The 19,818-nt window shown below is 71.2% G+C and carries 16 protein-coding genes; 4 read left to right on the top strand and 12 right to left on the bottom strand.

The window, feature by feature from the left end:
* Nucleotides 1-24: 24 nt before the first annotated feature.
* Nucleotides 25-918 carry a DUF4429 domain-containing protein gene (locus tag G7Z13_RS12840; protein ID WP_165998867.1) on the bottom strand — a complete coding sequence of 298 codons (894 nt, stop codon included), beginning with the start codon at nucleotides 916-918 and terminating at the stop codon, nucleotides 25-27.
* Between G7Z13_RS12840 and G7Z13_RS12835 the strand changes: the two genes are divergently transcribed.
* Nucleotides 917-2,617, top strand: a complete 1,701-nt coding sequence (locus G7Z13_RS12835; RefSeq protein ID WP_165998865.1) for a beta-N-acetylhexosaminidase — start codon at nucleotides 917-919, stop codon at nucleotides 2,615-2,617. The two genes, G7Z13_RS12840 and G7Z13_RS12835, sit on opposite strands and share 2 nt — an antisense overlap.
* A 75-nt stretch (nucleotides 2,618-2,692) precedes the next feature.
* Here G7Z13_RS12835 and G7Z13_RS12830 read toward each other — a convergent pair whose 3' ends face one another.
* The 11 genes from G7Z13_RS12830 to G7Z13_RS12780 form a co-directional block, all read right to left on the bottom strand.
* Nucleotides 2,693-4,462 (bottom strand): IucA/IucC family siderophore biosynthesis protein, encoded by a 1,770-nt coding sequence (locus G7Z13_RS12830; RefSeq protein WP_165998863.1) that lies wholly within the window; start codon nucleotides 4,460-4,462, stop codon nucleotides 2,693-2,695.
* Entirely contained in the window at nucleotides 4,459-5,004 is a 546-nt protein-coding gene (locus G7Z13_RS12825) for a GNAT family N-acetyltransferase (protein WP_165998861.1), read from the bottom strand. Before G7Z13_RS12825 ends, G7Z13_RS12830 begins: the two co-directional genes overlap by 4 nt.
* Nucleotides 5,001-6,284: a lysine N(6)-hydroxylase/L-ornithine N(5)-oxygenase family protein gene (locus G7Z13_RS12820; RefSeq protein WP_165998859.1), complete on the bottom strand. Its 1,284-nt coding sequence runs from the start codon at nucleotides 6,282-6,284 to the stop codon at nucleotides 5,001-5,003. The genes G7Z13_RS12825 and G7Z13_RS12820 overlap by 4 nt, the downstream gene beginning before the upstream one ends.
* Nucleotides 6,268-7,710: a lysine decarboxylase DesA gene (desA, locus tag G7Z13_RS12815; protein ID WP_165998857.1), complete on the bottom strand. Its 1,443-nt coding sequence runs from the start codon at nucleotides 7,708-7,710 to the stop codon at nucleotides 6,268-6,270. Before desA ends, G7Z13_RS12820 begins: the two co-directional genes overlap by 17 nt.
* A gap of 140 nt (nucleotides 7,711-7,850) precedes the next feature.
* A complete protein-coding gene (locus G7Z13_RS12810; RefSeq protein ID WP_165998855.1) occupies nucleotides 7,851-8,708 on the bottom strand; it encodes a siderophore-interacting protein in 858 nt (285 codons plus the stop codon).
* 129 nt (nucleotides 8,709-8,837) lie between these two features.
* A complete protein-coding gene (locus G7Z13_RS12805; protein ID WP_165998853.1) occupies nucleotides 8,838-9,884 on the bottom strand; it encodes an ABC transporter substrate-binding protein in 1,047 nt (348 codons plus the stop codon).
* Between the two features lie 192 nt (nucleotides 9,885-10,076).
* On the bottom strand, nucleotides 10,077-11,312 hold the full coding sequence (locus G7Z13_RS12800; protein ID WP_165998851.1) for a serine hydrolase domain-containing protein: 1,236 nt from the start codon (nucleotides 11,310-11,312) through the stop codon (nucleotides 10,077-10,079).
* A 152-nt stretch (nucleotides 11,313-11,464) separates the two neighbouring features.
* A complete protein-coding gene (locus G7Z13_RS12795) occupies nucleotides 11,465-12,625 on the bottom strand; it encodes an acyl-CoA dehydrogenase family protein (protein ID WP_165998848.1) in 1,161 nt (386 codons plus the stop codon).
* Between the two features lie 6 nt (nucleotides 12,626-12,631).
* Complete coding sequence (locus G7Z13_RS12790; RefSeq protein WP_165998847.1) at nucleotides 12,632-13,573, bottom strand: hydroxymethylglutaryl-CoA lyase; 942 nt, start codon at nucleotides 13,571-13,573, stop codon at nucleotides 12,632-12,634.
* The gene (locus G7Z13_RS12785) at nucleotides 13,570-15,525 is read right to left on the bottom strand and encodes a biotin carboxylase N-terminal domain-containing protein (protein WP_165998845.1); all 1,956 of its coding nucleotides are present in this window, start codon (nucleotides 15,523-15,525) and stop codon (nucleotides 13,570-13,572) included. Before G7Z13_RS12785 ends, G7Z13_RS12790 begins: the two co-directional genes overlap by 4 nt.
* 14 nt (nucleotides 15,526-15,539) lie before the next feature.
* Nucleotides 15,540-17,156: a carboxyl transferase domain-containing protein gene (locus G7Z13_RS12780; RefSeq protein ID WP_165998843.1), complete on the bottom strand. Its 1,617-nt coding sequence runs from the start codon at nucleotides 17,154-17,156 to the stop codon at nucleotides 15,540-15,542.
* Between the two features lie 86 nt (nucleotides 17,157-17,242).
* Here G7Z13_RS12780 and G7Z13_RS12775 point away from each other — a divergent pair, with 86 nt between their 5' ends.
* From G7Z13_RS12775 to G7Z13_RS12765, 3 genes are all read left to right on the top strand, one after another.
* A complete protein-coding gene (locus G7Z13_RS12775; protein WP_165998841.1) occupies nucleotides 17,243-17,869 on the top strand; it encodes a TetR/AcrR family transcriptional regulator in 627 nt (208 codons plus the stop codon).
* Nucleotides 17,866-18,456, top strand: a complete 591-nt coding sequence (locus G7Z13_RS12770) for a hypothetical protein (protein ID WP_165998839.1) — start codon at nucleotides 17,866-17,868, stop codon at nucleotides 18,454-18,456. The genes G7Z13_RS12775 and G7Z13_RS12770 overlap by 4 nt, the downstream gene beginning before the upstream one ends.
* 184 nt (nucleotides 18,457-18,640) lie before the next feature.
* The gene (locus G7Z13_RS12765; protein ID WP_165998837.1) at nucleotides 18,641-19,798 is read left to right on the top strand and encodes an acyl-CoA dehydrogenase family protein; all 1,158 of its coding nucleotides are present in this window, start codon (nucleotides 18,641-18,643) and stop codon (nucleotides 19,796-19,798) included.
* Nucleotides 19,799-19,818 lie beyond the last annotated feature (20 nt).

Genomic DNA, 19,818 nt, shown 5'->3' with positions numbered 1-19,818 from the left:
GTGCGGTGGCGCCTGTGGTGCGGCTCACTGCATGCGCTTGAGCACCGCCTGCTTGGCCATCGTGAACTCGTCGTCCGTGAGCACCCCGGAGCGGTGCAGCTCGCCCAGTTCGCGCAGGCGGCGCAGCAGGGCGTCGTGGTCGTCCTCGGCCGGGACGGGCCGCGGGCCGGGGAGCGCGGCGACGTCGGCGGACTCGGGCGCGGACAGGGCGGCGGGCGCCGACGGGTGCGGCAGGCGGGCCTGGACGGCCGCCGCGACCAGGGCCATCAGCGGGTCCTTCTTGAAGCCCCACAGCTCGACCGCGTTCGGGTCGTACTTGGGCGGCTGCTTGGTGGGGGCGTTGCGCACGGTGAAGCGCAGGTAGCCGTTCTCCAGCCCGGCCGCCGGCTGCCACTCCACGGCCAGGATGTCCTCGACCGGCAGCACCCGGGTGCCGGCGGCGGCCTTCGCGTCCTCCGTCTTCCAGTTCCACTCCAGCCGGACCCGCTCGCCGTCGAAGCTCGCCGTGCCGTCCCCGGCGGCGGCGGACAGCGGCACGGCCGGGCCCGGCAGCAGATACCCGGTGACCGGGCCGGCCGGCACCTGGTCCAGCAGCAGGGCGTTGCGCACCTCCTCGGCGAAGTACTCGGCCACGCCGTACCGGTCCGGCTCGACGACCAGCTGATAGGGGTCGTGAGGCTCGGCCAGACGGCCGCCCGTCGCCTGCAGCAGGGGGTCGGCGCCGTCGCGCAGCCGCAGCCGCAGCCGTCCCGACTTCCGGCCCTGCTCGAAGGAGATGCCCGCCAGGGCGCGGAGCGGGACGACGAGTTCACCGAGGGTCCGGCGCAGCAGGCCGACGTTCTTGTCCCGCCCGGGAGTCAGCCGCAGGGCGTCGCCGTCGAAGACCCAAGTCCCGTCCTTCTGAAGGATTTCCGCCATGGGGGGATTGTTTCACCGGTTCCGCCCGGAGGGTTCTGCCGGAGACGGGCCTGCGGGAGAGTGGTCTATACCCATTCCGACGAAGGGAGCGCGTGTGAGACGGCACAGACTGCACCTTCCCGGTTCCCTGCACCTTCTCGGTTCCCTGCTCCTGGTCGCGGCGACCGGCCTCTTCACCTCCGGCGCGGCCCCGGCGCCCGCACCGGTCGAGCCCAGGCCGCTCGCCCAGGTGATCCCGGCCCCCGCCTCGGTCACCGAGGCCGGACCCCCGTACCGCATCACCGGCACCACCGGCATCCGTGTCGGCGACTCCCCTGCGGCCCGCGCGGCCGGCGAGTACCTCGCGGACCTGCTGCGGCCCGCCACCGGCTACCCGCTGCCCGTCACCCGCCACGGCGCCGGCGGCATCCGGCTGCGCCTCGCCCACGACGGCCCCTACGGCGCCGAGGGATACCGCCTCGACAGCGGACCCGCCGGCATCACCCTCACCGCCGCCCGGCCCGCCGGGCTCTTCCACGGCGTGCAGACCCTGCGCCAGCTGCTGCCCGCCGCCGTCGAGGAGGACACCGTCCAGCCCGGCCCCTGGCCGGTCGCGGGCGGCACCATCCGCGACACCCCGCGCTACCCCTGGCGCGGCGCCATGCTCGACGTAGCCCGCCACTTCTTCACCGTCGACGAAGTCAAGCGGTACGTCGACCGGCTGGCGCTGTACAAGTTCAACAAGCTGCACCTGCACCTCAGCGACGACCAGGGCTGGCGCATCGCCGTCGACTCCTGGCCGCGCCTCGCCGAGTACGGCGGCTCCACCGAGGTCGGCGGCGGACCCGGCGGCCACTACACCAAGGAGCAGTACCGGGAGATCGTGCGCTACGCCGCCGCCCGCCATCTGGAGGTCGTACCGGAGATCGACATGCCCGGCCACACCCACGCGGCCCTCGCCTCGTACGCCGAGCTGAACTGCGACGGCGTTGCGCCCCCGCTCTACACCGGCACCGCCGTGGGCTTCAGCTCGCTGTGCGTGCCCAAGGAGGTGACGTACGACTTCGTGGACGACGTGATCCGGGAGCTGGCCGCCCTCACCCCCGGCCGGTACCTGCACATCGGCGGTGACGAGGCGCATTCCACCAGCCACGCCGACTACGCGCGCTTCATGGAGCGGGTGCAGCCGGTCGTCGCGCGGTACGGCAAGACCGTCGTCGGCTGGCACCAGCTGACCGGCGCGAGTCCGGCCCGGGGCGCGCTCGCCCAGTACTGGGGCCTGGACCGCACCAGCGACGAGGAGAAGGCCGAGGTGGCGAAGGCGGCGCGGAGCGGCACCGGGATCATCCTGTCGCCCGCCGACCGGGTCTACCTGGACATGAAGTACGACCGCACCACCCCGCTCGGCCTGTCCTGGGCCGGATACGTCGAGGTGAAGCGGTCCTACGACTGGGACCCGGGCAGCTACCTGCCGGGCGTGCCGCAGGACGCCGTCCGGGGTGTCGAGGCGCCGCTGTGGACGGAGACGATCGAGAACTCCGCACACATCGACCACATGGCCTTCCCCCGGCTGCCCGGCGTCGCCGAGCTGGGCTGGTCGCCGGCCGCCACCCACGACTGGGAGGACTACCGGACACGGCTCGCGGCGCAGGCGCCGCGCTGGGACGCGCTCGGCATCGGCTACCACAGGTCTCCGCAGGTCGACTGGCCCGCGGCATAGCTACGGGGCGGACACCGCGGACGGGCGCCCCGGAGGACCGTACTCCGGGGCGCCCGCCTTGACTTGGGGGACCGGTCAGAACCCGGCGATCGGGTTCTTCAGCGTGCCGACGAGCTGGAGCGCGCCGGACGGGTCCGCGAGGTCGACCATCTGCCGGTTGTTGCGCAGCTGGAGCCGGTTCAGGCAGGACAGCGCGAACTCGGGGGCGAACATGTCGTACTGCGCGAACTTGTCGGCGAGTTCGGGCGTCGCCTCCTGGTACTCGCGGGTGACCTCGGCGACCGTGCGCCAGAAGTCGTCCTCCGCCAGGATCCCCTCGGTGGCGAGGTTCGCGGCGAGGAAGCGGAAGAAGCAGTCGAAGACGTCCGTGAAGATGGACAGCAGCTTCTTGTCCTCGGGGACCTCGGCGCGGATCCGCTGGACCTCCGGCGGCAGCACCGCGTCCGGGTCCATGACGCAGATCTCCTCGGCGATGTCCTTGTAGATCGCCCGCTCCACCACGCCGTCCCTCAGCACCAGGATCACGTTCTCGCCGTGCGGCATGAACACCAGGTCGTAGGCGTAGAAGCTGTGCAGCAGCGGGGTGTAGTAGGCCCGCAGGTAGCGGCGCAGCCACTCGGTCGGGGCCAGGCCCGAGCGGGCGATCAGCGCGCCCGCGAAGGAGGCGCCCGCGTGGTCGACGTGCAGCAGGGAGGCCATCGTCGCCAGGGACTCGCCGTCCCGCAGCGAGGACACCGGGCTCTCCCGCCACAGCGCGGCGAGCATCTTGCGGTACGGCGAGTAGCGGTCGGTGGCCTTCTCGTACTCCAGGTGCCGGTAGCCGACGGCCGCCCGCTCGCGGATGATCGTCAGGCCCGTGGACTTCAGCACCGGGTCGCCCTCGATCAGCTGGGCCAGCCAGTCGTTGATCGCCGGGGTGGCCTCCATGTAGGCGGCGGACAGGCCGCGCATGAAGCCCATGTTGATGACGGACAGCGCCGTCTTCACATAGTGCTTCTCGGGGTGGCTGGTGTTGAAGAAGGTCCGGATGGACTGCTGGGCCAGGTACTCGTCGTCGCCCTCGCCCAGGCACACCAGGTGCTGCCGGGCGACCTCGGCGGCGAAGGTGACGGTCAGCTTGTTCCACCACTGCCAGGGGTGGACCGGGATGAGCAGGTAGTCGGCCGGGTCCAGGCCCTTGTCGCGCAGGACGCCGTGGAAGCGCTCGACGGTCTCCGCGCCCAGCTCCTGGCGGAAGAAGTCCTCGTAGTCGATGCCGACGCCGGCCGTGAAGGCGGCGCGCGAGCGGTGCGCGGCCAGCCACACCAGGCGCACGGGGCTCGCGGTCTCCGGGGCGTACGACAGGTACTCGTGGATGCCGAAGCCGAGGCGGCCGTTGTTGGCGACGAAGCAGGGGTGGCCCTCGGTCATCCCCGTCTCGATCGCCTGGAAGCCGGCGCCCGCCAGCTCCGCCGACGGGATCTGCTCCTTGGTGAGCTTGTAGCAGGTGCCCGAGAGGGTGGAGGAGATCTCCTCCAGGTAGACCGGCAGGATCTCGTCGCTCAGGCCGAGGGCGCCCTTCAGCTCGACGAAGAAGTCCAGCGCGGCGAGCGGCAGTTCGGCCCCGTCGCGGTGGCGGGCGATGGAGGCGGCGTCCACCTGCCAGTGGTCGAGGGCGCGGCGCACGGCACAAAAGCGGTAGGAGGTCAGGCCGTCGTCGCTGCGGACGACGTACTCCTCCCCGTCCCGCTCGGGGGTGATCAGCCGCTCGTGGGCGAACTCGGCGAGGGCCTTGCGGATGAGCAGGCGGTTGGCCTGCTCCCAGCGCTCGGGGGAGAGGTGGGCGACGGCGTCGGCGAGGCTCACGCGGACACCTCCGCGGCGGCGATGGCGGCGTGGAACTGCTCGCGGGTGCAGAAGCTGAGCAGCGCCTTCTTCTCCGGCTTCTGGATCTCGCGCTCCGGGACGAAACCGACGGCCTCGTTCAGGGCGTGCACGGCCTTGTTGCGCACGTCCGGCTCCACGACGACCCGCTGCGTGGCCGGGTCCTCGAAGAGGTGCGTCATGACGGCGGTGATGACGGACCGGGTGAAGCCGTGCACCGGCTTGTCGGTCGGCGGGGTCAGGAAGTGCATGCCGACATCGCCGGGCCGCGCCTCGTACAGGCCGACCAGCTCGCGGTGCGCGGGGTCGTACTTCTCCATCAGGAAGGCGGGTTCGCCGTCCTTCAGGCCGAGCAGGGCGTGGTGGTGCTCGTCGGCGGCTATCTCCATGTACGCGCGCTCGATGTCCTCCAGTTTCGCGTCCTGCATCATCCAGAACGCGGCCTTGGGGTGCGTGACCCAGGCGTGCAGCAGCTCGGCGTCCTTCAGCGGGTCGAGGGGGCGGAACGTGAAGGTCGTGCTCATACGGCGAACTCCTGGAACGCGATGGTCTTCTCTACCGGGTAGTACTCGCTGCCGAGCAGCTCCCGGATGATGTAGCTGTTGCGGTAGGCGCCCATGCCCAGGTCGGGGCTGGTGATGCTGTGGGTGTGGACGCCGGCGTTCTGCAGGAAGACGCCTCTGCCGGTGACGTCGATGGCGTAGTTGCGGCCGACGTCGAAGCTGCCCTGGGCGTCGTAGACCAGGCGGTCGCGGATCGGCCTCAGGAACTCGGGCTCGACGTAGCGGTAGCCGGTGGCGAGGATCAGGCCGTCCGAGGTCAGCTCGAAGTCCTTCTCCTGCTCCTCCTGGCGGAAGCCCAGCGTGTACGTGCCGTTGTCGTACGACGCGCTGGTCAGCGCCGAGTTGGTCAGCAGGCGGGTGGGGACGGGGCCGCCGAGGTTCTTCTGGTAGAGCAGGTCGAAGATCTCGTTGATCAGGTCGCCGTCGATGCCCTTGAACAGGCCCTTCTGCTGCTGGGTGAGGCGGTAGCGGGTCGCCTCGGGCAGCGCCCGGAAGTAGTCGATGTACTCCGGGGAGGTCATCTCCAGGGTGAGCTTGGTGTACTCCAGCGGGAAGAACCGCGGGGAGCGGGTGACCCAGTTCAGCCGGTAGCCGTGGACGTCGATCTCGGAGAGCAGGTCGTAGTAGATCTCGGCGGCGGACTGGCCGGAGCCGACGAGCGTGATCGACTCCTTCTTCACCAGCTCGGCCCGGTGCTGGGCGTAGCGCGAGTTGTGGATGAAGTCGCCGCCCAGGCCCCGGCAGGACTCCGGGATGTAGGGCGGGGTGCCGGTGCCGAGGACCAGGTGGCGGGCGCGGTACGTCTCACCGGCGGCCGTCGTCACCCCGTACAGCTCGTCGCCCTCGTCGTACGTCACCTCGGTGACGGTTGTGTTGAAGCGGACGCTGCTCAGCTTGCCGGCGGCCCAGCGGCAGTAGTCGTCGTACTCGACGCGCAGCGGGTAGAAGTTCTCGCGGATGTAGAACGAGTACAGCCGGCCCTTCTCCTTCAGGTAGTTCAGGAAGGAGTACGGCGAGGTCGGGTCGGCCAGGGTGACCAGGTCCGACATGAACGGGGTCTGGAGGTGGGCGCCGTCGAGGAACATGCCGGCGTGCCACTCGAAGTCGGGCTTCGACTCCAGGAAGACGCCGTCGAGTGCGTCGATCGGCTCGGTGAGGCAGGCGAGGCCGAGGTTGAAGGGCCCGAGTCCGATCCCCACGAAGTCGTAGGTCTTGGTGGTGGATTCAGGAAGCGCGGTCAAGGGAGTCTCCCAGGTACTGCTCGGCGTGGCCGGCGATCAGGTCGAGGACGGCGGCGATGTCGGACGCCTTCGTCTCAGGGTTGAGCAGGGTGAACTTCAGGTAGTGGCGGCCGTTCACCTTGGTGCCCGCGACGATGGCCTCGCCCGAGGCGAACAGGGCCTTGCGCGCGTAGAGGTTGGCGCGGTCGATCTCGGCGGGGTCGGTGACGGTGGCCGGGATGTAGCGGAAGACCAGGGTGGACAGGCGGGGCTCGACGACGACGTCGTAGCGCGGGTCGGCGGCCAGCAGCTTCCAGCCCTCCTGCGCGAGGTCGCAGACCTCGTCGAAGAGCTGTCCGATGCCGTCGGCGCCCATCACCCGCAGGGTGACCCACAGCTTGAGGGCGTCGAAGCGGCGGGTGGTCTGGAGGGACTTGTCCACCTGGTTGGGGATACGTTCCTGCACCATCCGGCGCGGGTTCAGGTACTCCGCGTGGTAGGTGGCGTGCCGCAGCGTGGCCGCGTCGCGGACCAGCAGGGCGGAGGAACTCACCGGCTGGAAGAAGGACTTGTGGTAGTCGACGGTGACCGAGTCGGCCCGCTCGATGCCCGTCAGCAGGTCGCGGCGCTTCAGCGAGGTGAGCAGTCCGCAGCCGTAGGCGGCGTCGACGTGCATCCAGGTGCCGTACTGCTCGCACAGCTCGGCGATCTCGGGGAGCGGGTCGATGGACCCGAAGTCGGTGGTGCCGGCGGTGGCGACGACGGCCATGGGGACCAGGCCGTCCTTCGCACAGCGCTCCAGCTCGTGGGCGAGCGCGACGGTCTGCAGGCGCTTCTCGTGGTCGACGGGGATCGACACGACGGCGTCCTGGCCGAGGCCGAGCAGTCTCGCCGACTTCTTCACGCTGAAGTGGCTGACCTCGGAGGCGAAGATGCGCAGTTTCCCGAGGTCGCCGGTCTTGGCCTCCTCGCGGGCGAGCAGCAGCGCCTGGAGGTTGGACTGGCTGCCGCCGGAGGTGAAGACGCCGTCGGCGTTCTCGCCGAGCCCGATGCGGGCGGCGGTCCAGTCGACGAGCTTGCGCTCGATCAAGGTGCCGCCGGCCGACTGGTCCCAGGTGTCCAGGGAGGAGTTGACGGCGGAGAGGATGGCCTCGCCCAGCACGGCCGGGATGACGACGGGGCAGTTGAGGTGGGCGAGGTAGCGGGGGTGGTGGAAGTAGATCGCGTCCCGGAGGTAGACGTCCTCCAGTTCGTCGAGGACCGCCGTGGTGTCGTGCAGCGGCCGGTCCAGGTCGATCCGCTCGATGACGGGGGTCAGGTCGTCGACCGTGACGCCGGTGAACGGGCGCTGGGTGGTGGCGAGTTTGGCGGCCACCCGCTCGACTCCTTCGGTCACGGAGCGGCGGTACTGCTCCGCGGTCGTGTCATTGAGCAGGTGCGAGCGCATGGGGAGGTCCTCCGGTGGGGACTGGCCGAGCGGACGGAAAGAGCGGCCGGGGCGGGCCGGGGCTCCGGCTTACTTAGGCTAGCCTAACCTAAGTTGAGTGGGTCAAGGGGCCCCGGTAACCCCCGTCACCCAGCGGGGACTTACTCGCCCTGCTCGCGCAACTGTTCCTCGGTGAGCCCATGTCGCCAGTAGCCCACGAACGTCACCCGGCGCCGGTCGATCCCGCGCTCCCCGACGAAGTGCCGGCGCAGCGCCTTGACCGAGCCCGACTCGCCCGCGATCCAGACGTACGGGTGCTCGGCGGGCGGCAGTTGGGCGTCGCGCAGGGCGCTGAGGGCCAGGGGGGACTCGGTGGCGTGGTCGTGCTCCCGGATCAGCCACGTCACCTCGGCGTCCGCCTCGCTCGCCAGGTCCAGGACGTTGCCGGGGTAGTGCGCCTCCAGCCACACCCGGGCCCGCTGTCCGGCCGGCAGCGACTCCAGGATCGCGGCGATCGCCGGGAGCGCGGTCTCGTCGCCCCAGAGCACCACCAGGTCGGTGTCCTCCGGCGGCCGGAACCGGATCGCCCGGTTGTCCGCGACCGCCGGGCCCAGCACCAGCACCCGGTCACCCGGGGAGGCTTGGGCGGCCCACCGCGAGGCGGGTCCGGCGGGGGTGGCGGAGTCCGGCTCGACCCCGTGCAGCACGAAGTCGATGTCGATCTCGTCGGGATCGCGGCGCAGCGACCGCAGGGTGTACGAGCGCATCACCGCCCGCACGTCGCCGGGCAGCGCCATCCACCCCTTCCACCAGTCCTCGCCCAGCTCGACGGGCACGACCGGCGCCTCCTGTCCCGGATGGGGCAGGAACAGCGACAGCGACTGGTCGCACCCGTCGGAGTGGAAGCCGGCGAGGTCGTCGCCCGCGAAGGAGACCCGGACCAGAGACGGCCCGAGCCGCTCCGTCCGCACGACGTGAAGGGAGAAGAAACGGAACGGCGCGGCGACGGCGGTGGACATGGAGTCTCCCGATGTTTTCATCAGGGGATGAGCTGCCCCACCTCCAGGGGCGCGGGGAACTGCGCGACCAGCCGGAACCGGCCCGCAGTCGCCCGCGAAACATCAGCCCACCCCTCGACTGGGCGAACTTCAGCTGACCTTCTTCGCGTTCTCGATCGCCTCGGCGAGGCTGGTGAGAAGCGGCGTGCACTTGCCGTACGACAGGATCGGCTCCGGCGACCGGGCGATGACCTGACCGGCCTTCACGGCGGGCAGCTTCTTCCAGGTCGCCTCGGTGATCGCCGACGGCTGGATCGCCTGGGCGCGGTCGTCCATCATGATGATGTCCGCGTCGTACTTGTCGACGTTCTCCCAGCTCAGGCTCTCGAACCAGCCGCCGCCCTGAGCCTTGGACTTCTCCGACGGCTCGATGAAGTTCACGCCGAGCGCCTTGAAGTACTCCAGGTCGATGGAGAGGTTGGTGCCGGAGACGTAGAACAGCTCGGCGCTCGCGGACCCGGCCATCACCTTGATCTCGGGGCGGGCCTTGGCGGCCTTGCGCAGCCGCTCCGCCGCCGCCTCGAACTCCTGCTTGGCCTTGACGACCTTGTCGGCCTTCAGGTCCGCGCCCAGCGACTCGGCCAGCGCCCACATCCGCTCCAGCGGCTGGGTCAGCTGACGGTCGTAGACGGAGACGGCGACGCTCGGGGCCAGCTTGGCGATCTTGTCCTTGGACTCCTCGGGGACGTACCAGAGGGTGCCCGCGTCGTCGAACATCGTGGTGATGAGGACCTCGGGGGCGAGCGCCGCGTACTTCTCGACGTTGAACTGGCCCCAGACGTTGCCGAGGATCTCGACCTTGCTGATGTCCATGTCGCCGGCCTGGACGTCCGGCTTGCCGTCCTGGGTCTTGGTCGGGCCGAAAACACCCTTGACCTGGATGCCGTAGTCGTGCAGCGCGGCGGCGACACCGGTGAAGGCGACGATGTTCGTGGGAACCTTGTCGAGCTTCACGGTCTTGTCGCGGTCGTCCTTGAACGTCCAGGGACCGGAGGGCCTGGCGGCACCGGCCGAGTCCGAGCCACCGCTTTTCTTGTCTTCGTCACCGCAGGCGGCGAGGACGGCACCGAGGCCGAGGGCACCGCCGGCGGCGAGGATCCCGCGGCGGGTGAGGTGGGTGGCACGGGCGTTGGACATGAGTCTGGCTGCTTTCGAACAGGGCGGAGGGCCGCCGGACAATTCGAAGGTAGGTTAGCCTAACCTCAGATCTTGTCCAGAGGTGGGGAGCCCTTGGCTCGAGAGCGTGAGCGGGGCGGTCCGCGCGCCGCTCACAACGCGCCTACCCCTGTGGGCAGTTGGCCGAAACGCCGTTCCGGAAGATGATCAGGATCACTTGGGCATCGGCGGGACCGGCAGGTTGTAGACGTGGTCCGGGCTGACGATCCGCGTGATGGCGTCGCCGAACAGGGTGCTCGGCTCCGTCTTGCCGACGAGGACGTCGGTGTTCAGGAGCACGACGAGGGTCGCCTCCGCGGACGGCAGATAGATGGTCAGCGACTCGTAGCCGGGCAGCGAGCCGTTGTGGCCGATCCAGCCCTGGACGTCGAAGATGCCGAGACCGTACCCGGCGCCCCGGATGCCGGTCGAGGGTGTCCGCAGGCGCTCGCGCTGGGTGGCCGGTTCCACCATCGTGGAGCCGTCGGGGAAGGTGCCGGTGGCCACCGTGCGCGCCCAGATGCGCAGATCGTCCCGGTTCGAGATCATCGCCCCGGCCGCCCAGGCCCACGACGGGTTCCAGTCCGTGGATTCCTCGATCTTCCCGGAGGCGGTCTGGTTCGTGTAGCCCTGCGCGTGCGGTGCGGGGAGGTCCGCGTTCGTCGGGAACACGGTGTCCGTCATTCCGGCCGGCTCCAGGACGTTCTCCTGGACGAAGTCGTGCAGGGGCTGGCCGCCGGCCTTCTCGACGACCAGGCCCAGCAGGATCAGATTGGTGTTGCAGTAGAAGAACTTCTCGCCCGGCTCGAACATCGGGGGGTGCTTGAACGCGTAGTCCAGCAGCTGCCGCGGGGTGAAGACGCGGTCCGGATCGGACGTCAGCGCCTTGAAGAAGTCCGGGTCCTCGGAGTAGTTGAACAGCCCGCTGCGCATGCCGGCCAGTTGGCGCAGGGAGATCTCGTCACCGTTCGGCACGCCGTCGACGTACTCGCTGATCGGGTCGTCCAGGCTGATCCTGCCTTGGTCGACCAGTTGCAGCACGGCCGTGACGGTGAACGTCTTCGTCTCGCTGCCGATCCGCCAGAACAGCTCCGGCGCCATCCGCCGGCCGGTGCTCTTGTCGGCCACCCCGAAGGAGCGCTCGTACTGCCCCTTGTCCGGCGTCCACAGCCCGACCGTGACACCCGGGACGTCCGCCTCGCGCATGACCCGCTGGATCGCCGTGTCCAGCCGCTGCCGGACCTGCGGGGTGATCTCCCGGAAGTCGTCGCCCGGGGAGGGTTCCGGCTGGGTGACGGCGGCGGGAACGGCACCGGCCGAGGGGGCCGCGGTCGCCGCGGTCACCGGCACCAGGAGAACGGCCGCCGCGGCCACGGCCGCCCTGCGAAGTCGTCTCGACGTGAACGTCATGGGCTGCTCCCAGCGCATGAGGGTGTCGCCGTAGCCCTGCTCGCAGGCCCGTCGGGCCGTACCCCACCAGCCTAGGAGCGCCCCCGCCGGATCGCGCGTCGAACCGGCGGGGGCCACGGAGACCGCCGCGGGCTCCGCTCCCGGGCCGGATGTCAGCTGACCAGGCCCAGCTCCCGGGCGATCAGCATGCGCTGCACCTCGCTCGTGCCCTCGCCGATCTCCAGGATCTTCGAGTCCCGCCACATGCGGGCCACCGGGTACTCGTTCATGAAGCCGTAGCCGCCGTGGATCTGCGTGGCGTCACGGGCGTTGTCGACGGCGACGGTCGACGAGTACAGCTTGGCCAGCGCCGCCTCCTTCTTGAAGGGCTCCCCGGCCACCAGCCGGGACGCCGCGTCACGCCAGGCGAGCCGCGCCGTGTGCGCCTTCATCTCCATATCGGCGATCTTGAACTGGATCGCCTGGTTCGCCCCGATCGGACGGCCGAAGGCGTGACGTTCCTTCGCGTACCTGACCGACTCGTCCACACACCCCTGCGCCAGACCCGTGGCCAGCGCCGCGATGGCGATCCGGCCCTCGTCCAGGATGCGCAGGAACTGCGCGTACCCGCGGCCCTCCTCGCCCAGCAGGTTCTCCGCGGGCACCCGCACGTTGGCGAAGGACAGTTCGCGGGTGTCGGAGGCGTTCCAGCCGACCTTGGAGTACGGGGCGGCGACCGTGAAGCCAGGGGTGCCGGAGGGCACGATGATCGCGGAGATCTGCGGCTTGCCGTCCGGCTTGCGGCCGGTCACTGCCGTCACCGTGACCAGACCCGTGATGTCCGTGCCCGAGTTGGTGATGAAGCACTTGGTGCCGTTGATCACCCACTCGCCGGTCGCCGGGTCCCTGCGGGCGGTCGTCCGGGTCGCCCCGGCGTCGCTGCCGCCGTCCGGCTCGGTCAGCCCGAACGCGCCCAGGATCTCGCCGGAGCACAGCCGCGGCAGCCACTGCCGCTTCTGCTCCTCGGTGCCGAACAGATGGATCGGCATCGCGCCCAGCGAGACGCCCGCCTCCAGGGTGATGGCGACCGAGGAGTCCACCCGCGCCAGCTCCTCCAGCGCGATGCCCAGCGCGAGATAGTCGCCGCCCATGCCACCGTACTCCTCCGGGAACGGCAGCCCGAACAGGCCCATCCGGCCCATCTCGCGGACGATCTCGTACGGGAACTCGTGCCGCTCGTAGTAGTCGCCGATCTTCGGGGCCACCACGTCGTGCGCGAACTCCTCCACGGTGCGGCGGAGTTCCTCCAGCTCGGGGGAAAGACGGTGGTCCATCGTTGTTCACTGCTCCTTGTGGGAGAGGGCTCGGACGGTGCGGGACGGGCTGGGCCGGCCCAGGTGACCGGCGAGCCACACGCTCGTGGCGGTGAGCCGGCCGAGGTCGACACCGGTGTCGATGCCGAGGCCCCGCAGCATCCACACCAGGTCCTCGGTGGCGAGGTTGCCGGTGGCGGACTTCGCGTACGGGCAGCCGCCCAGGCCGCCCGCGGAGGCGTCGACGGTCGTCACCCCGTGCTGGAGCGCCGCGAGGGTGTTCGCGAGCGCCTGGCCGTAGGTGTCGTGGAAGTGCACGCCCAGCGCGTCCACGGGGACGCCCCCGGCGGTGAGCGCGCTGAGCAGTGCCGTGACATGGCCGGGCGTGGCCACGCCGATGGTGTCGCCGAGGCTCAGCTCGTCGCACCCCATGTCCAGCAGCGCCTGGCAGACGCGGACCACCTGCGGGACGGGCACCGGGCCCTCCCAGGGGTCGCCGAAGCACATCGACAGATAGCCGCGGACGTGCCCGCCCTCCGCCTTCGCCCGGCCGACCACCGGCTCGAACATGGCGAGCGCCTCGTCGACCGTGCGGTTGAGGTTGGCCTTCGCGAAGGACTCGGTGGCGCTCGCGAACACGGCGATCCGGCGGGCGCCCAGCGCCAGGGCCCGGTCCAGGCCGCGCTCGTTGGGGACGAGCACCGGCAGGTCTGCGGGAAGGTCCCTGACCCGCGGGAACAGCTCCTCCGCGTCAGCCAGTTGGGGCACCCACTTGGGGTGCACGAAGCTGGTCGCCTCGATGGTCGTCAGGCCCGCGTCGGCGAGGCGGCGGATGAACTCCGCCTTGACCTCCACGGGCACCGTCGCCCGCTCGTTCTGCAGACCGTCACGGGCGCCGACCTCGTGGATGCGCACGCGGGCGGGCAGGCCGTCGGCGGGGACGGTCATGGGCAGTGCGCCGGGTGTCATCGCGCCGCCTCCTTCGACGCGCCCGCGGACGCGGAGGCGTCCTCGTGCGGGGTGATGACCGCCAGCACCTGGTCCATGGCGACCGTGGTGCCGGGCGTGACGTCCAGCTCGGCGACCGTGCCCGCGTGCGGGGCGGAGATGACGTGCTCCATCTTCATCGCCTCCACGACGAGCAGGCTCTGACCGGCGGTCACCTCGTCGCCCACCGCGACCTTCACCACCGTGACCGTGCCGGGCATGGGCGCGGTGAGGGAGTCGGCGCCGGCGTGGGCGGCCCGGTCCAGGGACGCGGCCACCGGGTCGTGGTCGCGGACCTGCCAGGCGTCGCCCTCACGGCCCAGCCAGTCGCCCGCGCGGTGGAAGGTGTGGCGGATGCCGTCGAGGGTGACGTGCACCCGGTCCTCGGTGACGGTGTGCGCGCCCCGGCAGGCGTGGGTGACGGGGTCGGTTCCCGGCACCCGCAGGGGGAAGGCGACGGGCCGGTGCTCGCCGCCCAGGCGCCAGCCGCTCGGCACCGAGAACGGGTCCGTCCAGCCGCCCTCCTGGCGCGGCCTGAGCGCGTCCAGCCGGACGGCGGCCGCCGCCTCGTACACCTCCTCCGGCACCTCCGTGGAGACCAGGTCGTCCACGACCCGCTCCACCAGTCCGGTGTCCAGGTCGCCCCCGACGACCGCGGGATGGGCGAGCAGGCGGCGCAGGAAACCGGCGTTGGTCTGCACGCCCAGCGTGACCGTCCCGGCGAGGGCCGCGCGCAGCCTGCGCAGGGCGGTGGCGCGGTCCGGGCCGTACGCGATCACCTTGGACAGCATCGGGTCGTACAGGCTGCCGACCTCCGTGCCCTCGGTGAGCCCCGAGTCGGTGCGGACGCCGTCGCCCTCGGGCTCGCGCAGCCGCAGCACCGTGCCGCCGGAGGGGAGGAAGCCGCGCGCGGGGTCCTCGGCGCAGATCCGGGCCTCGACGGCGTGCCCGGTGAGCCGGATGTCCTCCTGCCCGTACGGCAGCTTCTCGCCGGCGGCGACGCGCAGCTGCCACTCCACCAGGTCCAGGCCGGTGACCAGCTCGGTGACCGGGTGCTCCACCTGGAGGCGGGTGTTCATCTCCATGAAGTAGTACTGGGACGGGTCGCCGCCCGGGACGATGAACTCCACCGTGCCCGCGCCGACATACCCGCAGGAGCGGGCCGCCTGCACCGCCGCCTCGCCCATCGCCGCGCGGGTGGCCTCGTCGAGGAGCACGCTCGGCGCCTCCTCGATGATCTTCTGGTGGCGGCGCTGCAGGGAGCACTCGCGCTCGCCGAGGTGCAGCACGTTGCCGTGGGCGTCGGCCAGCACCTGGATCTCGATGTGCCGGGGCCGGTCGATCCACCGCTCCACCAGCAGCGTGTCGTCGCCGAAGGAGGCGCGGGCCTCGCGGCGGGCGGCGGCGATCTCGTCGTCCAGCCGGTCCAGGTCGCGCACCAGGCGCATGCCCTTGCCGCCGCCGCCCGCGGACGGCTTCAGCAGCACCGGCGCGCCCAGCTCACGGGCCGCCTCGGCCAGCTGTGGGTCCCGGCCGCCGGGCACCACCGGCACCCCGGCCGCACGGACGGTCTCCTTGGCGCGGATCTTGTCGCCCATGAGGGCGATGGCGTCGGCGGGCGGTCCGATGAACACCAGCCCCGCGTCGGCGCAGGCGCGCGCGAAGGCGGCGTTCTCGGCGAGGAAGCCGTACCCCGGATGGACGGCCTGCGCGCCGGTGCGGGCCGCGGCCTCGAGCAGCCGCTCCACCGAGAGATAGGACTCGGCGGCCGGCGGCGGGCCGATCCGCACCGCCGTGTCGGCCTCGCGCACGTGCTTGGCGTCGGCGTCGGCGTCGGAGAAGACGGCCACGGAGCGCACGCCGAGCGCGCGCAGTGTACGGATGACCCGCACGGCGATCTCGCCGCGGTTGGCCACGAGAACGGTGTCGAACATGGTCGTGAACCCCCTCACATCCGGAAGACGCCGAACTGCGGCTCGCCCAGCGGGGCGTTCGCGCAGGCCGTCAGGGCCAGGCCCAGCACCTGCCGGGTCTCCAGCGGGTCGATGACGCCGTCGTCCCACAGGCGGGCGGTGGCGTAGTAGGCATTCCCCTGCCGTTCGTACTGCGCGCGGATCGGGGCCTTGAAGGCCTCTTCCTCCTCGGCCGGCCACTCCTCGCCGCGGGCCTGGAGCTGGTCCCGCTTGACGGTGGCGAGGACGGAGGCGGCCTGCTCGCCGCCCATGACGGAGATCTTGGCGTTGGGCCACATCCACAGGAAGCGCGGCGAGTACGCCCGGCCGCACATCGAGTAGTTCCCCGCGCCGTACGACCCGCCGACCACCACGGTCAGCTTCGGCACCCGCGTGCAGGCGACCGCGGTGACCATCTTGGCGCCGTGCTTGGCGATGCCGCCCGCCTCGTAGTCCTTGCCGACCATGAAGCCGGAGATGTTCTGCAGGAACACCAGCGGGATGCCGCGCTGGTCGCACAGCTCGATGAAGTGGGCGCCCTTCTGGGCGGACTCGGCGAACAGGATGCCGTTGTTGGCGACGATGCCGACCGGGTGGCCGTGGATCCGGGCGAAGCCGGTGACCAGGGTCTGCCCGAACTCGGACTTGAACTCGGCGAACCGCGAGCCGTCGACGACGCGGGCGATGATCTCCCGGACGTCGTACGGGGTGCGCGGGTCGGCGGGGACCGCCCCGTACAGCCCGTACGGGTCGACCTTGGGCTCGACGGCGGGCCGCACCTCCCACGGGACGCCCCGGCGCTCCGGCAGGGTGGCGACGATGTTCCGCACGATGCGCAGGGCGTGCGCGTCGTCCTCGGCGAGGTGGTCCGTGACACCGGAGATCCGGGAGTGCACCTCGCCGCCGCCCAGCTCCTCGGCGGTGACGACCTCGCCGGTCGCGGCCTTCACCAGCGGGGGGCCGCCGAGGAAGATCGTGCCCTGGTTGCGCACGATCACGGCCTCGTCGCTCATCGCGGGCACGTAGGCGCCGCCGGCCGTGCAGGAGCCGAGCACGGCGGCGATCTGCGGGATGCCGGCGCCCGACATCCGGGCCTGGTTGTAGAAGATCCGCCCGAAGTGGTCGCGGTCCGGGAACACCTCGTCCTGCATCGGCAGGAAGGCGCCGCCGGAGTCCACGAGATAGAGGCAGGGCAGCCGGTTCTCCAGGGCGACTTCCTGGGCGCGCAGGTGCTTCTTCACCGTCATCGGGTAGTACGTCCCGCCCTTGACGGTGGCGTCGTTGGCGACGATCACGCACTCGCGTCCGCTGACCCGGCCGATCCCCGCGATCACCCCCGCGGCCGGCGCCTGCCCGTCGTACATCCCGTCCGCCGCCAGCGGGGCCAGCTCAAGGAAGGGCGAACCCGGGTCGAGCAGCGTGTCCACGCGGTCGCGCGGCAGCAGCTTGCCGCGCGCGGTGTGCCGGGCGCGCGCCTTCTCACCACCCCCGAGCCGGGCGGCGGCCAGCTTGCCGCGCAGCTCCTCGACCAGCGCGAGATGCGCCGCCTCGTTGGCCTGCCAGGCCTCCGACGCGGGATCCGCCGCGGTCGTCAGCTCCGGTGCCTGGTCCATCCTGCGGTCCCCTCACCTTGTTAATGAGCGTTAACGCATTTCCTTCAGGTTAACGACCGCTAACCTCCCTGTCTAGAATTGCTTCCATGGCCACGAGAACCGACGCCCCCACCCGCCGCGAGCAGATCCTCAAGGAGGCCGCCCGGCTCTTCGCCGAGCGCGGCTTCCACGGCGTCGGCGTGGACGAGATAGGCGCCGCGGTCGGCATCAGCGGTCCCGGGCTCTACCGCCACTTCGCGGGCAAGGACGCGATGCTCGCCGAGCTGCTGGTCGGCATCTCCGGCCAGCTCCTGACCGGGGCGAGGCAGCGCCTGAAGGAGGCGGAGGGCGCCGGGGGAGCCGACGGGGCGGCCCCGGAGACGGTCCTCGACTCGCTCATCGAGGGCCACATCGACTTCGCGCTCGACGACCGTCCCCTCATCACCCTGCACGACCGCGAGCTGGACCGCCTCCGGGAGAGCGACCGCAAGCTGGTGCGCCAGCTCCAGCGGCAGTACGTCGAACTGTGGGTGGACGTCCTGCGCAAGGTCTACCCCGCCCTCGCCGAACCGGCGGCCCGCTCGGCCGTCCACTCCGTCTTCGGCCTGCTGAACTCCACCCCCCACCTGGGCCGCCGCGGCTCCCTGCCGGGCCGCGGGGCCACGGCGGAGCTGCTGCACCGGATGGCACGGGGGGCGTTCGCGGCGGCGGGGGCCAACGCCGCCGCGCGGTGACCGCACCCGCCGGGCGGGCACCCGCCCGGCGCGGCAGACGGCCGCTCGCCGCCGTCGCCGTCCTGTCGGCGCCGCTCGCCGCCGGCCCGTGGGCCCTCCTCGGCCCGGCCGCTCCCGGCACCGCCCTGGATGGCGAAAGACAGGGCGGCATAGAGGTGACCAGCCCTCATGCCCGCTCGGGAAGCGAGTGCGGGGTGTGCCTGCCGGCCGTGGCCAACACCTCGGACGAGCCGCTCGTGCTGCTTGAGGGTGAGATCGCCCGGGTCTCCGAGGGCCTGGAGTACCTCGGGTGCCGGGCCGTCAGCGCCGAGGACACAGGCGGACATGCCCTGGTCATCTCCATCGGCGTGCGCAACGGCATGCCCGGCCCGGCGAAGCTGCGCGACCACGCGGGCCGGCCGGTCCGGGTCCCCGCGCGGGAGGTGTCCGACGTCTTCTACGCCGCGCGGGTGAAGGTCACCGGACCGGTCCGCGGCGACCTGACCGGCTGCCGCTACCGGTACCGCCAGGGGGGCGAGGAGTTCCGGCAGGACGTGGACTGTGTGACCCGGATCCGGCTCGGCCCGCCGCTGGAGGCGCGGGACTGACGGCGGCTCACGCCGCCCGTCGGGAACCCGGCGCCCGCCCGTCGCAGAACCGGCGCCCGAAGGGGGCCGTGGGCGCGGCGGGCGTGACGAGCGTTACCACCGCCCCGCTCTGGACTCCCCTCCCTACTCGCCGGTACGGTAAGGCTGAGCAAGCGCTTAGATACGTACCGGTGGAGGTGGCGGCGTGCGCCGTACGGTGTTCAACGAGGATCACGAGGCGTTCCGGGAGACCCTGCGCGCCTTCATCGAGGCCGAGGTCGTCCCGGTCTACGACGAGTGGTTCCAGGCCGGCCAGGCGCCGCGCGAGTTCTACTACAAGCTCGCCGAGCTGGGCCTGTTCGGCATCAACGTGCCGGAGGAGTACGGCGGCGCCGGTCTGGAGACGCACAAGTTCGAGGCGATCCAGTACGAGGAGACCGCCCGCGCGGGCGTCACCTTCGGCGGCTCCGGCGTGCACGTGCTGCTCGCGCTGCCGTACATCAAGATGCTCGCCACCGACGAGCAGAAGAAGCGTTACCTGCCCAAGTTCGTCTCCGGCGAGGAGATGTGGGCCATCGCCATGACCGAGCCGGGCACGGGCTCGGACCTGGCCGGCATGAAGACCACCGCCAAGCTCAGCGAGGACGGCACGCACTACGTCCTCAACGGCGCCAAGACCTTCATCACCGGCGGCGTCCACGCCGACAAGGTGATCGTCTGCGCCCGCACCGCCCCGCCCACCGCAGAGGACCGCCGCCACGGCATCTCCCTCTTCGCCGTGGACACCAAGTCCGAGGGCTACTCCGTCGGCCGCAAGCTGGACAAGCTGGGCCTGAAGGTCTCCGACACCGCCGAGCTGGCGTTCGTCGACGTGAAGGTCCCGGTCGAGGACCTGCTCGGCGAGGAGAACAAGGGCTTCTCCTACCTCGGCGCCAACCTGCCCTCCGAGCGCTGGGGCATCGCCTTCGGCGCGTACGCGCAGGCCAAGGCCGCCGTCCGGTTCGCCAAGCAGTACGTGCAGGAGCGGACCGTGTTCGGCAAGCCCGTCGCCGCCTTCCAGAACACCAAGTTCGAACTGGCCGCCTGCCAGGCCGAGGTGGACGCGGCCGAGGCCGTCGCCGACCGGGCACTGGAAGCCCTCGACGCCGGCGAGCTGACCCCCGCCGAGGCCGCCTCCGCGAAGCTGTTCTGCACCGAGGTCGCGCACCGCGTGATCGACCGCTGCCTCCAGCTGCACGGCGGCTACGGCTACATGAACGAGTACCCGATCGCCCGCCTGTACGCCGACAACCGCGTCAACCGCATCTACGGCGGCACCAGCGAGATCATGAAGACGATCATCGCCAAGGACATGGGGCTGTAAGCGGCACGCACAGAACCCCG

Source organism: Streptomyces sp. JB150 (genome assembly GCF_011193355.1).
Classification (GTDB): domain Bacteria; phylum Actinomycetota; class Actinomycetes; order Streptomycetales; family Streptomycetaceae; genus Streptomyces.
This window is presented reverse-complemented; position numbering and strand designations above follow the sequence as displayed.

What these genes read in the sequence shown, in the direction of transcription:
- G7Z13_RS12825 (WP_165998861.1), bottom strand. Translation starts at nt 5,004, where the DNA reads ATGAGCACGACCTTCACGTTCCGCCCCCTCGACCCGCTGAAGGACGCC.
- G7Z13_RS12795 (WP_165998848.1), bottom strand. Translation starts at nt 12,625, where the DNA reads ATGGACCACCGTCTTTCCCCCGAGCTGGAGGAACTCCGCCGCACCGTG.
- G7Z13_RS12800 (WP_165998851.1), bottom strand. Translation starts at nt 11,312, where the DNA reads ATGACGTTCACGTCGAGACGACTTCGCAGGGCGGCCGTGGCCGCGGCG.
- G7Z13_RS12840 (WP_165998867.1), bottom strand. Translation starts at nt 918, where the DNA reads ATGGCGGAAATCCTTCAGAAGGACGGGACTTGGGTCTTCGACGGCGAC.
- G7Z13_RS12835 (WP_165998865.1), top strand. Translation starts at nt 917, where the DNA reads ATGGGGGGATTGTTTCACCGGTTCCGCCCGGAGGGTTCTGCCGGAGAC.
- G7Z13_RS12805 (WP_165998853.1), bottom strand. Translation starts at nt 9,884, where the DNA reads ATGTCCAACGCCCGTGCCACCCACCTCACCCGCCGCGGGATCCTCGCC.
- G7Z13_RS12810 (WP_165998855.1), bottom strand. Translation starts at nt 8,708, where the DNA reads ATGTCCACCGCCGTCGCCGCGCCGTTCCGTTTCTTCTCCCTTCACGTC.
- G7Z13_RS12785 (WP_165998845.1), bottom strand. Translation starts at nt 15,525, where the DNA reads ATGTTCGACACCGTTCTCGTGGCCAACCGCGGCGAGATCGCCGTGCGG.
- desA (WP_165998857.1), bottom strand. Translation starts at nt 7,710, where the DNA reads ATGCGCTCGCACCTGCTCAATGACACGACCGCGGAGCAGTACCGCCGC.
- G7Z13_RS12780 (WP_165998843.1), bottom strand. Translation starts at nt 17,156, where the DNA reads ATGGACCAGGCACCGGAGCTGACGACCGCGGCGGATCCCGCGTCGGAG.
- G7Z13_RS12775 (WP_165998841.1), top strand. Translation starts at nt 17,243, where the DNA reads ATGGCCACGAGAACCGACGCCCCCACCCGCCGCGAGCAGATCCTCAAG.
- G7Z13_RS12790 (WP_165998847.1), bottom strand. Translation starts at nt 13,573, where the DNA reads ATGACACCCGGCGCACTGCCCATGACCGTCCCCGCCGACGGCCTGCCC.